Origin of the sequence: Rhodococcus sp. D-46, from assembly GCF_011290655.1 — a bacterium.
Taxonomy (GTDB): domain Bacteria; phylum Actinomycetota; class Actinomycetes; order Mycobacteriales; family Mycobacteriaceae; genus Rhodococcus_F; species Rhodococcus_F qingshengii.
Genome location: NZ_JAANTF010000001.1, coordinates 435912 through 452645 on the forward strand (window position 1 = coordinate 435912; position 16734 = coordinate 452645).

The window sequence follows — 16734 nt, forward strand, 5'->3', positions numbered from 1 at the left end:
TGGATGCCCGATTTCAGGCACCTAGTGATCGCAACTCTACCTTCCCGGAGCGTTCGACCTACAACCCGACCCATTCGGAGACGCCGTTCGCGAAGTGTTGCCGCTTCCAGATCGGTACCTCGTGCTTGATGCGCTCCACCAGTTCGGCGCACGCGGCAAACGCCTCCGCACGATGCGGCGCGGCGACGGCGGCGACCAGTGCGAGGTCGCCGATCTCGAGGTGACCGACGCGATGGATCGCGGCAACCGGCAGGCCGGTCGAGGCCGCAACCTCTTGGCAGCACGTCTGGAGGAAGCGTTCGGCATCCGGATGCGCTTGGTACTCCAACGCCGAAACCGCTTGACCTCCATCGTGATTGCGCACCGTTCCCGTGAACACCACAACAGCGCCGTTCTTCGGACCGGCCACGGCGGCGTCGACGGTGTCTGCGTGAATCGGTTGCTCGGAGATCCGAGCCAATAGCTCACTCATCGTGCGCTCCTCCGCCTGCGACCTGCGCGAGCAGGTGATCGATGATGGGTCCGAGGACGGCGAGACCGTCCTTCACTCCACCGGGAGAACCCGGAAGATTGACGACGACCGTCGTACCTGTGAGACCTGCCACACCACGGCTCAGCGACGCGTGTGGTGTCTTCTCGAGGCCCTTGGTCCGGATCGCTTCTGCGACGCCGGGCAACTCACGGGTCAAGACTGCCCGGGTAGCTTCCGGGGTGGCATCCGTGGGGGAAGCCCCGGTGCCGCCGGTACTGATGACGAGTGACGGGGAGCCCTCCTTGGCGTCAGCGATGCCCGCCGCGATGTCTGCGTCGGCGTACACAAGCGGTCCACGTACCTCGAAGTCCCGTTCACGTAGCCAGGTCGCGATCGTGGGTCCGGTGGTGTCGGGTCTGGTGCCGTTCGCACCGCCGGTGGAAGCCACGAGGACGGTCGCGGACCGTGCCGAGGTGAAGGTGTGCGCCGGAGCTGTCTGTGCGTTCTGAGTGTCGCGGGTCCAATGTCCGCGCTTACCACCGTCTTTGGTGAGCAGACGAACACCGTTCATGGTAGCTCCGGGGTCCACCGCTTTGACCATGTCGTGCAAGGTCAGGCCGGCTACCGCGACGGCGGTGAGTGCTTCCATCTCGACGCCGGTCTGTCCGCGAGTCTTCGCCGTCGCCTCGACGGTGATCGATGTTTCGGTGAACCCGAATTCCACCTTGACCGACGAGAGCGCGAGTTGATGACACAGCGGGATCAGTTCGGAGGTCTTCTTCGCACCGGCGATTCCGGCGATGCGCGCGGTGGTGAGGACATCAGCCTTGGGCATGCCGTCGGCGCGGACGAGGCGAACTACCTCGGCGGTCGTGACGAGTTCGCCGGCAGCGACGGCGATACGCGTCGTCTCGGCCTTGGCGCTGACGTCGACCATGCGCGCTCGGCCCTCGCTGTCGACGTGTGTCAATTCGGTCATCAGTGTCCTTTGAATCAGATCGAGTGAATCAGATCGAGGAAGTCGAGAGCGGGACGACGTCGACGAGATCGCCCGCGCCGAGCTCGGTCACGGCGGCGGGGATGTCGATCAGGACGTCGGCCCACGCCATGGCTGCAACAAGGTGCGATCCGGGTCCGGCAACGAGTTCGATTCCGTCCGCAGTTCTGCGTGCCCGCAGGAACTGCCGCTTGCCGTCCACCGAACGCAGCGGTGCAGTCAACGGGAGTCGCTCGCGCGGGATCTCGGGCAGGCCCGCGGCCCGGCGCAGTTCGCCCCGTGCGAAGACCTCGAAGGAGACCATCGTGCTCACCGGGTTGCCCGGGAAGCTCAGTACCGGCACTTCGTTCACCACTGCAGTGCCTTGCGGACCGCCCGGCTGCATTGCGACGTGGCCGAAGTGTGCTCCCAGAGGCGTGAGAGTTTCCTTCACCACCTCGAAGTCGCCCATGGACACTCCGCCGGAGGTGAACACCAGATCAGCGACCGAGGTTGCGTACGAGAGCAATTCGCGGAACTCGGCGGGGTCGTCGCTGCTTCGGGCGACGGATACGACATCGGCGCCGTTGGCTTCGGCCAATGTTGCCAAAGCTGGACCGTTGGAATCGTAGATCTCACCGGGTTCGAGAGTTGTTCCGGCACTTTTCAGTTCGGCGCCCGTCGTAATTATCGCGACCCGTGGCTTCGTGTAGGTGTCGAGCGAGGCCAGGCCCACAGCACTCAGCGCGGCGATATGGCGAGGTTCCAAGTGCGTTCCGGCCGTGACCAGTAGCATTCCGGCGGTGATGTCGCTGCCACGTTCGCGTACGAATTCGCCTACCGACCTGCCCCGTTCGATCGTGACGACGTGCTCGGTGACACCCGTTGTGTCCTCGACCGGAACAACGGCGTCGGCACCCTCGGGGAGCGGAGCACCGGTCATGATGCGAAATGCCGATCCTGGAAGGTGTTTCGGTGGTTTTCCGCTTCCAGCGGCGATCACGCCTCGAACCGTCAGTGTGGTCGGAACCGAGGCCACAGAAGCAGCATCGACGGCATACCCGTCCATCTGCGAGTTGCGGAAGAGTGGCAGGTCTACCGGCGATGCGATATCCGAGCAAGTTATGCGCCCCAACGCTTCTGCCGTCGGAACTGCCGTCGGAGAGAGGGTGTGCAGGCCGGTGAGCAATCCGGAGATGTGCGACGCGTGTTCCTCGACCGAACGCGCGCTCATGACAGTAACCTCGACAACCTCGACATGTTTTGATCCTAGGCGGTGTGGTCCGTCCGACACACGGAGTACGGCTTTCGGTCATACTGGAGCAATACGGAAGTTGGTGAAGTGATGACAGTGGTCTCGATGGGAATTCCCACCGTGCGGTTCGACGCGGCCTCCCTCGCCGGTCGTCCCGAGACGGATCTCCTGGTCGACAGGTTCGGGCGTGTTGCCAGAGATCTGCGAGTCTCGATCACCGAGAAGTGTTCACTTCGTTGCACGTATTGCATGCCGGAGGAAGGCTTGCCGGCCATCGCTGCGGAAGATCTTCTGAGTGCCGACGAGATCATTCGAGTAGTCGGAATCGGCGTCGAACGAGTCGGTATTCGCGAGGTGAGATTCACCGGCGGCGAACCGCTGATGCGTAGTGACCTCGAAAAGATCATCGGGGGGTGCGCCGCGCGCGTGCCAGGAATTCCACTTTCCATGACTACCAACGCCGTTGGGCTCGAACATCGTGCCGCAAAGCTGGCTGCAGCTGGTTTGACTCGCGTGAATGTTTCCCTGGATTCGGTTGATCGCGCCCATTTCGCTGAATTGACGCGTCGAGACAGGTTGCCGTCCGTTCTCGCGGGAATTCGAGCGGCAGCTGCGGCCGGGCTCGCGCCACTGAAGATCAATGCGGTGCTGATGCGTGAAACGCTCCACGGCGCGGCGGATCTTTTGCAGTGGTGCCTCGAAGCCGGCGTCGAATTGCGCTTTATCGAGCAAATGCCTCTGGACGCAGACCATGCATGGGCACGCGAGAACATGGTGACCGCGGCTGAATTATTGTCCGTTTTGGGAAGCCGTTTCGAATTGGAAGCAATCGGCCGTGAAGATCCGTCGGCTCCTGCCGAAGAATGGCGTGTCGACGGGACCACGATGACGGTAGGGATCATCGCTTCCGTGACCCGCTCGTTCTGCAGTGAATGCGATCGGACGCGAATGACCGCAGAGGGAACAATTCGGTCATGTCTGTTCAGTGACCGTGAAGTTGATCTGCGTGCCGCGCTCAGGGCCGGAGCAAGTGACGACGAACTAGCGGATTTGTGGCGCGGTGCGATGTGGAACAAGTGGGCTGGGCACGGCATCGACGCCGCGGACTTCGTTCCGCCGGAAAGAAGTATGGGAGCGATTGGTGGCTGATCCGCATTCGATCTCGGTTCGTTACTTTGCTGCTGCAGCGGATGTATCCGGTTGCCGTAGCGAGGTAGTCGCCATCTCGCCTGACAACACACTTGCCGAGTTGGTGGCGGTGCTGGTCGGGCGATACGGACCGGAGATGGAGCGAGTGCTGTCGGTCTCGGCTTTCCTCGTCGGTGACGAGTTGACCCGTGACGTCTCTCGAGCCTCCGGTAGCGCTGTCGATATTCTTCCGCCTTTCGCTGGAGGCTAGTCCGAGAATTGCCGGCGTAGCTATTTGTGGGCTGCCGACGTATTATCCTTTTTCGGTTTGCCGGTCCAAATATTCATATCTTGATCACTCCAGCTCAGGTGGCATCTATCTCCGTTTTCTCCATTGTTGGTCAATTGTCCAGCATTGGTCGTTTTGTTTAGTTTCTCCTACTTTTGGGGGAGCGAATGCACTTCGAATTGCCAAGGTGAATTGTCATCTGTTCGGATGACAAAAGAAATACCTTCGCTGTTGGTAATTGTCGACATGTGTTAATTTTGGCGCAATTCCACTCGGGATATGTGAAAGGTATTTCAATGTCGATTAATTCCACGCGCCGTGTCGGAGTCGTCGTAGCACTCCTCGGGGCAGCTGCACTCACCGCTCCGGCAATTGCTACTGCGCTTCCGTCCACCGGTTCTCTCGGCTCTTCTGCGCCGGAAGCCTCCTGCTCGACCCTGTCCACCGAAGCGACGCCGAACGGTTGGGGCATCCCGTTCACCGACGAGAAGGATCAGACCGCGTCGTACTCGGCCGACAACGTTCTCGACAAGGACGGTTCACTGAAGCTGGCCGTCGACGGTACCGGCGATCGTTCGGTTTCCTACCATTCGGCCGGCGGTATCAAGTTGTCCGACGCAGTCGGCAAGGCGATCGGCTTTGCCGAGCGCGCCGCCACGCCGACTGCGGCGTTCCAGCTCCGCCTCACCGGAACGACCGGCGGAAAGTTCGAGAACGGATTCACCACCCTGGTGTGGGTCCCGGGACCCGACGCCACGCCGACGGCTGACGGCGGCGTTCACGCGGATCTCCAGAAGGGCGTGTGGTGGAGCACTCAAAACATCGAGGGCGCCAAGGACCGCGTGTCAGTGCCTTTGGCTGACATCGTCGCCGCGAACCCGAACGCGGTAGTCGACCACTACGGCGTCAGTGTGGGCACCGGTTCCGCTGCCACGTCGACGCTGGTCGATGCAGTGCAGTTCAACGGATGCACCACCAACTTCGCGAAGAAGGATCCGGCTTCGGGAACGGGTTCGCTGGGCGACGTCTTCGGCAGCCTGTTCGGTAGCTAGTCGCTGGTAAGAGCTCTGGTAGGAGTTACTTCCACCAGTCATCGAGGGGTGTGACCGGCACCGTGCGCTTGTGACGAGTGTTGGTGAACATCTTCTCGAGCTTCTCGGCTACCTCGGAGGAAACGTCCTTTCCTTCGAGGTAGTCGTCTATCTGTGAGTACGTGACGCCGAGGGCAACTTCGTCGGGTAGCGCGGGTCGGTCGTCCTCGAGGTCGGCGGTCGGCACCTTGCGCCACGTGCTCTCGGGTGCGCCCAATTCCTGCAGCAATGCAGCGCCCTGGCGTTTGCTCAAGCCGGTGAGCGGCGTGATGTCGACACCGCCGTCACCGAATTTCGTGAAGAAGCCGGTAATCGCTTCTGCGGCGTGGTCGGTACCGATCACGAGGTAGCCGAGCTGACCGGCAATCGCATACTGGATGACCATTCGTTCGCGCGCCTTGATGTTGCCGCGGACGAAGTCGCGTAGTTCGCCGTTTCCCAGCGCCTCGGAGGCCTCACGGGCCGTGGCGTCGGCGCCAGGCTTGACGTTGACCGTGAGAGAGCGGTCCGGCTTGATGAAGCCGAGCGCGATCTGAGCGTCGGATTCGTCGGCCTGAGCGCCATAGGGGAGTCGAACGGCGACGAACTCGGCCTCGTGGCCTTCTTCGCGAAGTTCCGTGACCGCGCGTTGGGCGAGGGCTCCGGCGAGCGTGCTGTCCTGACCGCCGCTGATTCCCAGAACGAACCCTTTGGCGGGGGTCGAGCGCACGTAGTCCTTCAGGAACTGGACTCGCGCGCGAACCTCCGCTGCGGCGTCGATTGTCGGCTTTGTGCCGAGTTCTTCGATGATGCTTTCACGCAGTGTGGCCATGAATGGACTCTAGCGATGTGAGCAGGCGCGTGCAGTGCCACCGTATCCGGGGCGGTACGGTCGCGCACATGAGTGCGAACAACGTTCTGGTGGTCAGTGCGACGAAGTCGGAAGCGGCATACGTGCCGCAAGGATGCGAACTGCTGATCACGGGGATTGGAAAGGTCAGTGCTGCAACAGCAGTCGCCTCTGCTCTCGCGCGGTACGAGCGGGATGATCTGCCGCTGGTCGTCAACATCGGGACAGCCGGTGCGCTGCACGCGCACCACGGCGGCCTCTATGTTCCCGGCGTCGTCATCAATCACGACATCAGCAGCACCGCGATCCGAGCGCTGGGGCACGACGTCGCGGACCGTTTGGTGCTCGCCGGCGGTGACGACTCGGTGTTGGCGACCGGCGACGCATTCATCGCCGACGCTGCAACCCGGGACGCCCTTGCGCAGCGAGCCGATCTGGTCGACATGGAGGGGTTTGCCATCGCATTCGCCGCGCAGGCTGCGGGTGCTACCTGCCGACTCGTCAAACACGTCAGCGATCACGCGGACGACTCGGCCTTGGACTGGCCCGCGATGATCGATGCCAGCGCCCGCGAGTTGGGGCGCTGGCTGCTCGACAACGTCTGATCGAGCCTGCAGCGTCTGGTCAAGCCTGCGCAGTCAGTATCAATCCGGTGTCGTCGGGCTTGCGCAGGGTCAGCGTGTCGGCGTCGACGGTGTAGCTCACTTCGCCGTCGAGCACCGCCAGGATCTGGCGCTCGATGTCCATGTTCTCCTCGGGGCAAGCCATACGCGTGGTTGCCATCGGCGTGAACGTGACTGTGGTGTCGGACGTCTGGGCGCTTCCGGTCATGCGATTGCATCCGGTGCTCCCGCTGACCGAACCGTCTGCGGCAATCGTCAGTTCGGGAGCTGACGTCTCCAGAGCCAGGCTCGTACTGATCGCATCGGGACTGATGAGGGACGTGACAGTCCACGTCGTGCCCTGCAGCGGTCGATCCGGCGTGACGATTTTCTTGTCCTGCAGGGTGACTGTGGCGTCCTTCGATGTCAGGACGAGGGTGTCGCCGTCGAGGCTCCACGCCGGCGCGGCGGTCAGCAATGTTGTTGTCCAGGAGTCGGATTCGGCGATGCCGGGAGGGCAGCCCATCATGGTCGACGCCATGGTGCCGGTGGTCAGCGTGCCGTCGGTGAACTCGACCGAACCGTTTGCCGTGTTGCATCCGGCGCTCGCGGACACTCGACCGGCCTGGCTGAAGTCGAGAGTCAGCGGGCCGCCGCCGGGAATTTGTGTTCCATCCACGGAGGTCGAGATGAACACACGACCGGAGGGATCCGTCTTGTCCTCGGGGGAGTCGGACGAAGCGGAGCAACCGCTTACCGCGGCGATGGTCAGGAGGCCGATGACGGCTGCAGCGATGCGCATGGGCTCACATTAAGTGGTGGGACGGATCGGGGGAGTCAACATCGAGTAACGCGCCGGGCAAGGTCTTCCCAGCCGGCGGCCAGACGCTCGGTGGTCATCCCGAGATCGCGCACCTGATGAAGGACGAGCGACGCTTCGAGTGGTGCCAACAGTGCTGAAGCGAGCAGATCGAGGTCGCCCTCGACGCCGGCTCCTCGAAGAAGCCCGATGACGTGAGCGATGCCGAGAGCCCGGGCCGGACCGCCGAAGCGGTATTCAGGAGCGTTTTCCGCCGCTCGGAGGACTTCGCCCTGTACTTCCACCATGGCAATCCGGGCTCGTCCGAACGCGATGAGGCGCTCGATCGGCGGCGCGCCCGGACCCAACGGTGGGGGGCCGAACATGAATGCCTGTTGCAGTTCTCGCTCGGTGTGATCGAGCAATGCCTGCATCAGTCCCGATCGATTGCCGAAGCGCCGAAAAACTGTGCCCTTGCCCACACCGGCCCGGCACGCGACAGCATCCATCGTCACCGCGTCGACACCTCGCTCGGCAACGAGGAGGGCTGCGGCGTCGAGCAGAAGTACGCGGTTACGTGCTGCGTCACCGCGCTCGACCGGCGCGGCGCCGATCTGGGGGAGGGGGATTGCGCTCACGGGATCAGGTTACAGGGCCGGGGAATGTAAGTGGACCGCGGTCCGTTTAGTTGATATAACTTTCAACCGGAGCCACCAACCGCACCACTCTCGAAGGAAACTCGCTATGTCACAGACCAATGTTCTCGTTCTCGTCGGCAGCCTGCGCGCCGGATCCGTCAACCGCCAGCTTGCCGAGACAGCTGTGTCCGCCGCACCCGAGGGTGCCACGCTGACGGTCTTCGAAGGCCTCGCCGACGTCCCCTTCTACAACGAAGACATCGACGTCGAGGGTGCTTCCATCCCCGCTGTCGACGCACTGCGCTCCGCTGCGAGCGACGCGGACGCGTTCCTGCTCGTCACCCCCGAGTACAACGGCACCATTCCCGCAGTTCTGAAGAACGCCATCGACTGGATCTCGCGTCCGTATGGTGTCGGTGCAGTCAAGGACAAGGCTGTCGCAGTCATCAGCGCTTCGCCCAGCGGCAACGGCGCCAAGTGGGCACACGAAGACACCACCAAGGCGGTCCGTATCGCCGGCGGCAAGGTCGTCGAGGACACTGCACTGAGCATCGGTGGAACCGGCGCACTGTTCGGTGAGCTGCACCCGCGTGAGAACGCAGAGGTGCTCGCTCAGGTCTCCAAGGTCGTCTCCGACCTCGTCGACGCCGGCAAGCAGCTCGTCAACGCGTAATCCGTTTCACGAATGAGGGCCATGCCGGAAGGTGTGGTCCTCACTCGTATGCGCGCTAGAGCCCTTCGCGTTCCATCGCGTCGTCGACCGCGTCGCGAACCGACTCGAAATCCTTGCCGGCCATCATCGCTTCGCCCATCGCAGCATCGATACGGTCGGCGACGGCGGCGTACCGACGCTCCCAGTTCTCCTTGTCCTCCCGCCAGTAACCCATCACGTGCATGCGGTTTGCCGGGATTTCCCATGTTCGACGCAGGTGGGTGCGGATGCGTCTGGCGGCCGCGGCCTCGACTGCACACCAGATGTAGCCCTCGCCGGGGGGCAGGGCAGCGTCGGCCAATTCGGCGAGCAGCGAGTCCGATTCCTCGATCCATCGGTAGTGAGCGTCGGCGCGCGTCGTGAACGTCTGCTGTTCACTCGGCGCGGGTACCTGCGCGATGACGTGGATCGGTAGACCGTCGGGTGCTTCTTCGAGAATTCGCCCGATCGCGGGCAGAGCGGCGTGATCGGCGACCATCAGCAGCCAGTCGCAACCTGCCGGCGGCGTGAACCACCCGCTCGCCGTCGAGAGGTGAACGGTCTCGCCCGGTTGCGCAGTCGCGGCCCAGAGTGCCGCGCCGCCGTGGCCGTGGAGAACGAAGTCGATCTCCAGTTCGTTCTTCGACGGCTGCCAGCGCCGGACCGTGTAACTACGGGCGTGAGGGGGAATGAGGGGGAATCTGACGAGCACCCGTTCGTCCGGGCTACCACTCGTCTCGAAGTCGCTCAGGCCCTCCCCGCCGAAGGTGATTCTGCGCATCAACGGTGTCACCTGCTGTGTTCTCGTCACGGTTGCCTCGTGGCGTGGAGCCTCGTCCTTCGGGGGTGTTTCCACGACGCTCATGGTAGGTCCGTGGCGCGGCTCCCAGAGGCTGGCGAGCACAAAAAGAAACTGTGACGCGCGACACGCCGACGCGCCGGGAAATGAAGGCGCTGAACTGGGGCGACCTGGGAATTCCAACGATGTGACTCACAACATCTCGCGTTATGTGTTTCTGTCGGCCACTAGGTGTAGTGTCTTGAGCACTGAGAGACCACAACGCGGAACGCCTCGAGCGAGACTCCGGCAATCGGTCGTATCGGTGCTGAACATCACTACATCGGCCTTTGTTGGCTAAGCGAAAGAGGGACTCTCATGAGCATCACCGTCTACACCAAGCCCGCTTGCGTTCAGTGCAATGCCACCTACCGCGCCCTGGACAAGGCCGGTCTCGAATACAACGTCATCGACATCACCGAGGATGCCGAAGCCCGCGACTACGTCATGGCTCTCGGGTACCTCCAGGCACCCATCGTGGTTGCCGGTGAAGATCACTGGTCGGGCTTCCGTCCCGATCGCATCAAGACCCTGACCGTCGCTGCTTGAAGCGCCGCAGTGTCGGCGGTGGACACCTCCGCCGACACATCTGAGTAGTTCCGGGCACCGTACAAGAAAATGGTGACAACCGATGACTTCGCTGGTCTATTTTTCCAGCGTGTCGGAGAACACCCACCGATTCGTTCAACGTCTCGGCCTGCCTGCGACACGTATACCTATCCATGACCGTGACGGCTCATTTCGTGTAGACGAGCCCTATGTGCTGATTCTGCCCACCTATGGTGGCGGGGTCACCGTGACAGGGCGCGACACCAGTTATGTACCGAAGCCGGTCATTCGTTTTTTGAACAATCCACACAACAGGTCGTTGATCAGAGCAGTGATCGCGGCGGGAAACACCAATTTCGGTGAGTCCTTTTGCTATGCAGGAAACATCATTTCCCAGAAATGCCACGTTCCTTTTCTGTACCGGTTCGAACTCATGGGCACTGCCGAGGACGTCGACCGGGTACGAGAAGGCTTGGGGGAGTTCTGGAATCATCTCGAAACAGAGAAGGAGCACGGGCAGTGGCGCCAACCATCACTGACACGATCGCGGCAGGAAGCGTAGAGCGTGATGCGCGCGGCGGCGATTCCACCAACGGTCTCGACTACCACGCACTCAACGCCATGCTCAACCTGTACGGCGCCAACGGTGAGATCCAGTTCGAGATGGATGTCGCTGCAGCCCGTCAGTACTTCTTGCAGCACGTCAACCAGAACACCGTGTTCTTCCACAACCTCGACGAGAAGCTGGACTACCTCGTCGAGGAAAACTATTACGAGCCCGAGGTTCTCGATCAGTACTCACGTACTTTCGTGAAGTTCCTGATCGATCACGCGTACGCCAAGAAGTTCCGCTTCCCGACGTTCCTGGGTGCATTCAAGTACTACACCTCCTACACGCTCAAGACCTTCGACGGTAAGCGCTACCTCGAGCGTTTCGAAGATCGTGTCTGCATGGTTGCGCTCACCCTGGCCGCAGGCAACGAAGACCTGGCCGTCGAACTCGTCGACGAGATCATCGCCGGACGCTTCCAGCCCGCCACCCCGACGTTCCTGAACTCGGGCAAGAAGCAGCGCGGTGAGCCCGTGTCCTGCTTCCTGCTTCGTATCGAAGACAACATGGAGTCCATCGGTCGCTCCATCAACTCGGCACTGCAGCTGTCCAAGCGCGGTGGCGGAGTTGCCTTGCTGCTCACCAACGTTCGTGAGCACGGCGCCCCGATCAAGAAGATCGAGAACCAGAGTTCGGGTGTCATCCCGATCATGAAGCTTCTCGAGGACTCGTTCTCCTACGCCAACCAGTTGGGTGCGCGTCAGGGTGCCGGTGCTGTGTACCTGCATGCGCACCACCCCGACATCTACCGGTTCCTCGACACCAAGCGTGAGAACGCCGACGAGAAAATCCGTATCAAGACGCTCTCACTCGGCGTCGTGATCCCGGACATCACGTTCGAACTGGCGAAGAAGAACGAGGACATGTACCTGTTCTCGCCGTACGACGTCGAGCGCATCTACGGAGTTCCGTTCTCCGACATCAACGTCTCCGAGAAGTACTACGAGATGGTCGACGACAAGCGAATTCGCAAGTCCAAGATCAAAGCTCGCGAGTTCTTCCAGACCGTCGCCGAATTGCAGTTCGAATCGGGCTACCCCTACATCATGTTCGAGGACACGGTGAACCGGGCGAACCCGATCGAGGGCAAGATCACGCACTCGAACCTGTGCTCGGAGATCCTGCAGGTTTCGACGCCTTCACTGTTCAACGACGACCTGTCCTACTCGAAGGTCGGCAAGGACATCTCCTGCAACCTGGGTTCTCTGAACATCGCGAAGACCATGGACTCGCCCGACTTCGCCAAGACCATCGAAGTGTCGATCCGCGGATTGACGGCGGTGTCCGACCAGACGCACATCTACTCGGTGCCGTCGATCGAGCAGGGCAACAACGACTCTCACGCCATCGGCCTCGGTCAGATGAACCTGCACGGATACCTCGCTCGTGAGCGGATCTTCTACGGCAGCGAAGAAGGCATCGACTTCACGAACATCTACTTCTACACCGTGCTGTTCCACGCACTGCGTGCGTCGAACAAGATCGCCATCGAGCGCGGCTCGTACTTTAAGGGTTTCCCGGAGTCGAAGTACGCCTCGGGTGAATTCTTCGACAAGTACACCGATCAGGCTTGGGAGCCGGCAACCGACAAGGTTCGCGGACTCTTCGCCGATGCGAAGCTGCACATCCCCACTCAGGACGACTGGCGTGAGCTGAAGGCTTCGGTTCAGAAGCACGGTATCTACAACCAGAACCTTCAGGCCGTCCCGCCGACCGGCTCGATCTCGTACATCAACTACTCCACCAGCTCCATCCACCCGGTGGCGTCGAAGATCGAGATCCGCAAGGAAGGCAAGATCGGCCGCGTCTACTACCCGGCGCCCTACCTGACCAACGACAACCTGGAGTACTACCAGGATGCCTACGAAATCGGGTACGAGAAGATCGTCGACACCTATGCTGCCGCAACGCAACACGTCGACCAGGGCCTGTCGCTGACGCTGTTCTTCAAGGACACCGCAACCACTCGCGACATCAACAAGGCGCAGATCTACGCGTGGCGTAAGGGCATCAAGACGCTGTACTACATCCGTCTGCGTCAGATGGCACTCGAAGGCACCGAGGTCGAGGGCTGCGTTTCCTGCATGCTGTAAAGGGCTCCGCCCCCGTGCGCCTTTTCGGTAGTGGTTACTACCGAAAAGGCGCACAACCGAACGAAGTGAGGAACTAATGGTCAAGCTGGTCAGTCGCGTTTCCGCCATCAACTGGAATCGCGTCCAGGACGAGAAGGACGCCGAGGTATGGGATCGCCTCGTCAGCAACTTCTGGCTGCCCGAAAAGGTGCCGGTCTCCAACGACATCCCGTCCTGGGGAACGCTGACCGCGCAGGAGCAGCAGCTCACCATGCGCGTCTTCACGGGCCTGACGCTGCTCGACACCATCCAGGGAACGGTCGGCGCCGTCAGCCTCATCCCGGACGCGATCACTCCCCACGAAGAAGCGGTGTACACCAACATCGCCTTCATGGAATCGGTGCACGCGAAGAGCTACAGCTCGATCTTCTCGACGCTGTGCTCCACCCCCGACATCGACGACGCGTTCCGCTGGTCGGAGGAGAACCCCAACCTGCAGCGCAAGGCGCAGATCGTTCTCGACTACTACAACGGCGAGTCGCCGCTCAAGCGCAAGGTCGCATCGACGCTCCTCGAGAGCTTCCTCTTCTACTCCGGCTTCTACCTGCCGATGTACTGGTCCTCGCGAGCCAAGCTCACCAACACCGCAGACCTCATCCGCCTCATCATCCGCGACGAGGCCGTGCACGGGTACTACATCGGCTACAAGTACCAGAAGGGCCTCGAACAGCTCACCGAGGCCGAGCGTGAAGAGCTCAAGAACTACACGTTCGAGTTGCTCTTCGAGCTCTACGAGAACGAGGTCGACTACACCCAGGACCTCTACGACGGCGTCGGTCTGACCGAGGATGTCAAGAAGTTCTTGCGCTACAACGCCAACAAGGCGCTCAACAATCTCGGCTACGAAGGCCTCTTCCCGAAGGACGAGACGGACGTCAATCCGGCTATCCTGTCGGCACTTTCACCGAATGCGGACGAGAATCACGACTTCTTCTCCGGCTCGGGTAGCTCCTACGTCATCGGCAAGGCCGTCAACACCGAAGACGACGACTGGGATTTCTAGAGAGCGACCTACACGCCGAAGCCCGACTCCTGCACACGCGGGAATCGGGCTTCGGCCGTGTATTGAGAGCGGGCTAGCGCTGAAACCACGCTTCCGGCTTGTCCAGCAACGCTTTTGCGAGGCGCAGACGCGAGGTTTCCGTCATGTCCGAAGGCAGTGCGCTCGGCGCGAACCACGCGACCTCGAGGTTTTCGTCGTCCGCCACGTGTGCATCTCCGCCGGTCCACCTGGCCAGGAAACACACGTCGAGGTACTGAGTCACGTCGCCGTTGGGGTACGTAATGGGATCTGTGACATCGACACTCGTGATCCGAACCAATTCGGCGTCGACGCCGGTTTCTTCCTTCGCCTCGCGCACCGCCGCCGCCGACGGTTCCTCCCCAGGCTCGAGAACGCCGGACACGACGGCCCACTGACCGTTGTCGGCGCGGCGGGTGAGCAGGACCCGACCGTCGTCGTCGCGGATCACGACGCTCACTCCGGACAGCCAGAGCGGCGCATGACCGACCTTCTCGCGCAAAGCGACAATGAATTCCGGGATCGGCATGATCAGAACCCGACCGTCACAGTTGTGGCGAGCCGCCTCGAATGTGGGAGTTGTGGTTCGTTCCGGTCAGCTCGCATATCCGTTCAAGGTTCCCTTCAAGTCCGCCAATACGGCACGGGCAGCAGTCATCCCGTTTCCGTTCCAGATGTCGTCTTCCGCTACGAACACACGTCGGTCTGTGGCAGCGGCGAGGTCCTGCCACTGGTCGCTCTTCATGATCTCGGTGCCGTAGGTACGGCCGTTCGGCCCGTCGAAGAGGACGTAGATCAAGTCCCCTTCGGCGGCGCTGAGATCGTCGGCCGGAATCGGTGCCGTGGTCGCATCGGTCAATCGCTGCGCCGGTGGGCGCCGGACGCCGACGTCGCTGAGGATCTGTCCGGCGAAGGATGCAGGGCCCTCGATCTGCAGGTCCTTCGAACCGAACCGAACCACTGATGCCTGCGTCTGCGATGCATTCAATGCGTCGCCGAGCTGCACGACGTCCTGCTGGTAGCGGTCCAGCTCCGTCGCAGCCGCGGACGAACGGCCCAGTGCCTGGCCGGCGAGGGCGAACTGCGCTTTCCAGTACACGGGATCCGAGCCCGCGAACACGGTGGGGGCGATGGCGTCGAGTTGCCCGTACAAGCCGTCGGACGCCGGACTGGACCCGAGGATCAAGTCCGGCGCGGCGGCCTTCACTGCGTTGACGTCAGGCGCGCTCACGGGGCCGACACTCGGAATCTCCGAGATGCCGAAACCCAGGTACGACGGTTGAGGCGAGTCGACACCGGTTGCGGCGCCCACTACCCGCTCCCACAGACCGAGGGCGCACACGGCGTCCATCGAGACACTGTCGAGGACCACGATCCGTTGGGGATCGGAAGGAACCTCGGTTTCACCCGCAGTGTGTACGACTCGACGCTTCACCCCGGGGCCCGCTCCCGGGTCGGCTTGCGTCGGCGTCGGGCACGCGGTGGCGGTGTCGCGTTCGATGCCCATCACGCCGGCACCGGCGATCGACGTAGTGGTCCGGACGATGGTGCTCGCCGGATCGTCCGACGAGTCGGACGAGCAACCACCGAGGACGAGCATCGTGGCGGCGATCCCCAGGATCGAGACACGACGAACGGACGTGCAGGCGGTCGTGCGTGAGAGAACAGACGTGCGTGAGAGAACAGACGTGCGTGAGAGAACAGACAAGTCGACGGCTTCCTGTGTGAGCGGGCGCCGTTCAGGTTAGCTGTTCGACTCAGCTGTTCTGCTTGTCCACCTCGAACGTGTCCGAGAGGTCGTCGAGGATCATGTGGGCGCCCTGGATGCTGACCGGCGACATCCAACGTGAATCGTCCACGTCGACCTTGCGTCCTCGAAGCGTCTGCCACAGCGGGCTCTCGAGGAACGGCTTCGCAGCTTCGGCGCTCTTGCCCTCGGCGTCCTGCCAGGTGCTGATGAAGATGACGTCCGCGTCGGCTTCGTTGATCAGCTCGGGGCTGATCTTCATCATGATGTTGCCGGCATCGGCGGGGTCAGGTCCCTGGTTGTCCGGGCGCTTCAATCCGGCGTCCTGAAGAACGATGCCGCTGAACGAGGTGGTGCGGTAGAGACGTGCGGTCGGTTCACCGGCGAACCGGACTACCGAGATGACCGGGTTGTTCGCCTTCTCGTTGATTTCCTTGCCGACGGCAGCCGCGCGTGTTTCGTATTCGGTGATCTTCGCCTCGGCCAGCGATTCCTTGCCCAGCGCTTCACCGACTACGCGGATGTTGTCCTTCCACGTCGGACCGGTCGTCTGGGTGAAGACGGTGGGCGCGATTGCGGAGAGCTGCTCGTAGTTCTTCCCGTCGCGGACCTCGGCGGAGATGATGAGGTCCGGCTGCAGTGCGGCGATCTTCTCGAGGCTTGCACTGCTGACCGTGCCGACCGTGACGGCGTCCGCGGCGAATTCCTCCCGCGAGGATCCGAGGTAGTCGGGCAGACCGGGCTCGCGGTAGTCGACGTAGCCGACGAGCGGGGATTCGAGGAGAAGGACGGCGTCGGTGAAGCTGTTGTCGAGCGCGACGATCCGCTGGGGTGCTGCCGGGATTTCGGTGCTTCCACGGAAGTGTTCGATCGTGCGGGGGAATGCGCCCGACTCGGTCGAGGTGGTGGTTGCAGCGGGCTCGTCGTTACTCGAGCAGGCTGGAACGACCAAGGCGATCGAGGCTGCGACGGCTACCAGCGCGGCGCGGCGGGGAAAGAATTTCACTGAATACTCCTGAGGTGAGTTAGGCGAGGGTGACCTTATCAGTGGAGGAGATGGCCGAAAA

Annotated in this window: 19 protein-coding genes; 9 read left to right on the top strand and 10 right to left on the bottom strand. The window is 62.1% G+C overall.

Annotated elements, in window-relative coordinates:
• Nucleotides 1-58: 58 nt before the first annotated feature.
• From G9U53_RS02120 to glp, 3 genes are read right to left on the bottom strand one after another with little or no spacing between them, the layout of a single operon-like run.
• Complete coding sequence (locus tag G9U53_RS02120; protein WP_007731311.1) at nucleotides 59-472, bottom strand: molybdenum cofactor biosynthesis protein MoaE; 414 nt, start codon at nucleotides 470-472, stop codon at nucleotides 59-61.
• Nucleotides 465-1451 carry a bifunctional molybdenum cofactor biosynthesis protein MoaC/MoaB gene (gene moaCB, locus G9U53_RS02125; RefSeq protein WP_165638280.1) on the bottom strand — a complete coding sequence of 329 codons (987 nt, stop codon included), beginning with the start codon at nucleotides 1449-1451 and terminating at the stop codon, nucleotides 465-467. The genes G9U53_RS02120 and moaCB overlap by 8 nt, the downstream gene beginning before the upstream one ends.
• 28 nt (nucleotides 1452-1479) lie before the next feature.
• Complete coding sequence (gene glp, locus G9U53_RS02130; protein ID WP_003944714.1) at nucleotides 1480-2682, bottom strand: gephyrin-like molybdotransferase Glp; 1203 nt, start codon at nucleotides 2680-2682, stop codon at nucleotides 1480-1482.
• A gap of 111 nt (nucleotides 2683-2793) precedes the next feature.
• Between glp and moaA the strand changes: the two genes are divergently transcribed.
• The 3 genes from moaA to G9U53_RS02145 all read left to right on the top strand — a co-directional run bounded on the left by moaA (nucleotide 2794) and on the right by G9U53_RS02145 (nucleotide 5172).
• Nucleotides 2794-3852: a GTP 3',8-cyclase MoaA gene (moaA, locus tag G9U53_RS02135; protein ID WP_047271625.1), complete on the top strand. Its 1059-nt coding sequence runs from the start codon at nucleotides 2794-2796 to the stop codon at nucleotides 3850-3852.
• Nucleotides 3845-4102, top strand: coding sequence for a MoaD/ThiS family protein (locus G9U53_RS02140; RefSeq protein ID WP_003944706.1), 258 nt, complete (start codon nucleotides 3845-3847; stop codon nucleotides 4100-4102). The genes moaA and G9U53_RS02140 overlap by 8 nt, the downstream gene beginning before the upstream one ends.
• 314 nt (nucleotides 4103-4416) lie before the next feature.
• A complete protein-coding gene (locus G9U53_RS02145) occupies nucleotides 4417-5172 on the top strand; it encodes a hypothetical protein (RefSeq protein ID WP_165638281.1) in 756 nt (251 codons plus the stop codon).
• 25 nt (nucleotides 5173-5197) lie between these two features.
• On the opposite strand, the gene nadE is transcribed toward G9U53_RS02145, so the two are convergent.
• Nucleotides 5198-6022 (bottom strand): ammonia-dependent NAD(+) synthetase, encoded by an 825-nt coding sequence (gene nadE, locus G9U53_RS02150; protein ID WP_003944695.1) that lies wholly within the window; start codon nucleotides 6020-6022, stop codon nucleotides 5198-5200.
• A gap of 68 nt (nucleotides 6023-6090) precedes the next feature.
• On the opposite strand from nadE, the gene G9U53_RS02155 reads away from it, so the two are divergent.
• The gene (locus G9U53_RS02155) at nucleotides 6091-6645 is read left to right on the top strand and encodes a nucleosidase (protein ID WP_065352914.1); all 555 of its coding nucleotides are present in this window, start codon (nucleotides 6091-6093) and stop codon (nucleotides 6643-6645) included.
• 19 nt (nucleotides 6646-6664) lie between these two features.
• Here G9U53_RS02155 and G9U53_RS02160 read toward each other — a convergent pair whose 3' ends face one another.
• Together G9U53_RS02160 and G9U53_RS02165 are read right to left on the bottom strand one after the other, a co-directional pair.
• Nucleotides 6665-7444, bottom strand: coding sequence for an META domain-containing protein (locus G9U53_RS02160; protein WP_064444376.1), 780 nt, complete (start codon nucleotides 7442-7444; stop codon nucleotides 6665-6667).
• 35 nt (nucleotides 7445-7479) lie between these two features.
• On the bottom strand, nucleotides 7480-8079 hold the full coding sequence (locus tag G9U53_RS02165) for a TetR/AcrR family transcriptional regulator (RefSeq protein ID WP_003944690.1): 600 nt from the start codon (nucleotides 8077-8079) through the stop codon (nucleotides 7480-7482).
• Nucleotides 8080-8185: 106 nt separating this feature from the next.
• Between G9U53_RS02165 and G9U53_RS02170 the strand changes: the two genes are divergently transcribed.
• Nucleotides 8186-8752, top strand: coding sequence for an NAD(P)H-dependent oxidoreductase (locus G9U53_RS02170; RefSeq protein ID WP_030534957.1), 567 nt, complete (start codon nucleotides 8186-8188; stop codon nucleotides 8750-8752).
• Between the two features lie 55 nt (nucleotides 8753-8807).
• Here the strand turns inward: G9U53_RS02170 and G9U53_RS02175 are convergent, their stop codons facing one another.
• The gene (locus tag G9U53_RS02175; RefSeq protein ID WP_054781819.1) at nucleotides 8808-9635 is read right to left on the bottom strand and encodes a siderophore-interacting protein; all 828 of its coding nucleotides are present in this window, start codon (nucleotides 9633-9635) and stop codon (nucleotides 8808-8810) included.
• A 291-nt stretch (nucleotides 9636-9926) separates the two neighbouring features.
• Between G9U53_RS02175 and nrdH the strand changes: the two genes are divergently transcribed.
• From nrdH to nrdF, 4 genes are all read left to right on the top strand, one after another.
• Nucleotides 9927-10157 (top strand): glutaredoxin-like protein NrdH, encoded by a 231-nt coding sequence (nrdH, locus tag G9U53_RS02180; RefSeq protein WP_003944717.1) that lies wholly within the window; start codon nucleotides 9927-9929, stop codon nucleotides 10155-10157.
• 82 nt (nucleotides 10158-10239) lie between these two features.
• Nucleotides 10240-10719 carry a class Ib ribonucleoside-diphosphate reductase assembly flavoprotein NrdI gene (gene nrdI, locus G9U53_RS02185; protein ID WP_003944767.1) on the top strand — a complete coding sequence of 160 codons (480 nt, stop codon included), beginning with the start codon at nucleotides 10240-10242 and terminating at the stop codon, nucleotides 10717-10719.
• A 59-nt stretch (nucleotides 10720-10778) separates the two neighbouring features.
• Nucleotides 10779-12860, top strand: coding sequence for a class 1b ribonucleoside-diphosphate reductase subunit alpha (gene nrdE / locus G9U53_RS02190; RefSeq protein WP_007736057.1), 2082 nt, complete (start codon nucleotides 10779-10781; stop codon nucleotides 12858-12860).
• A 76-nt stretch (nucleotides 12861-12936) separates the two neighbouring features.
• Nucleotides 12937-13902: a class 1b ribonucleoside-diphosphate reductase subunit beta gene (nrdF, locus tag G9U53_RS02195; RefSeq protein WP_003944744.1), complete on the top strand. Its 966-nt coding sequence runs from the start codon at nucleotides 12937-12939 to the stop codon at nucleotides 13900-13902.
• A 73-nt stretch (nucleotides 13903-13975) separates the two neighbouring features.
• On the opposite strand, the gene G9U53_RS02200 is transcribed toward nrdF, so the two are convergent.
• The 3 genes from G9U53_RS02200 to G9U53_RS02210 form a co-directional block, all read right to left on the bottom strand.
• On the bottom strand, nucleotides 13976-14449 hold the full coding sequence (locus G9U53_RS02200; protein WP_081557698.1) for an NUDIX domain-containing protein: 474 nt from the start codon (nucleotides 14447-14449) through the stop codon (nucleotides 13976-13978).
• Nucleotides 14450-14515: 66 nt separating this feature from the next.
• Nucleotides 14516-15520 (bottom strand): iron-siderophore ABC transporter substrate-binding protein, encoded by a 1005-nt coding sequence (locus G9U53_RS02205; RefSeq protein ID WP_231783550.1) that lies wholly within the window; start codon nucleotides 15518-15520, stop codon nucleotides 14516-14518.
• Between the two features lie 157 nt (nucleotides 15521-15677).
• Nucleotides 15678-16673, bottom strand: a complete 996-nt coding sequence (locus tag G9U53_RS02210; RefSeq protein WP_081557699.1) for an iron-siderophore ABC transporter substrate-binding protein — start codon at nucleotides 16671-16673, stop codon at nucleotides 15678-15680.
• Between the last annotated feature and the right edge of the window lie 61 nt (nucleotides 16674-16734).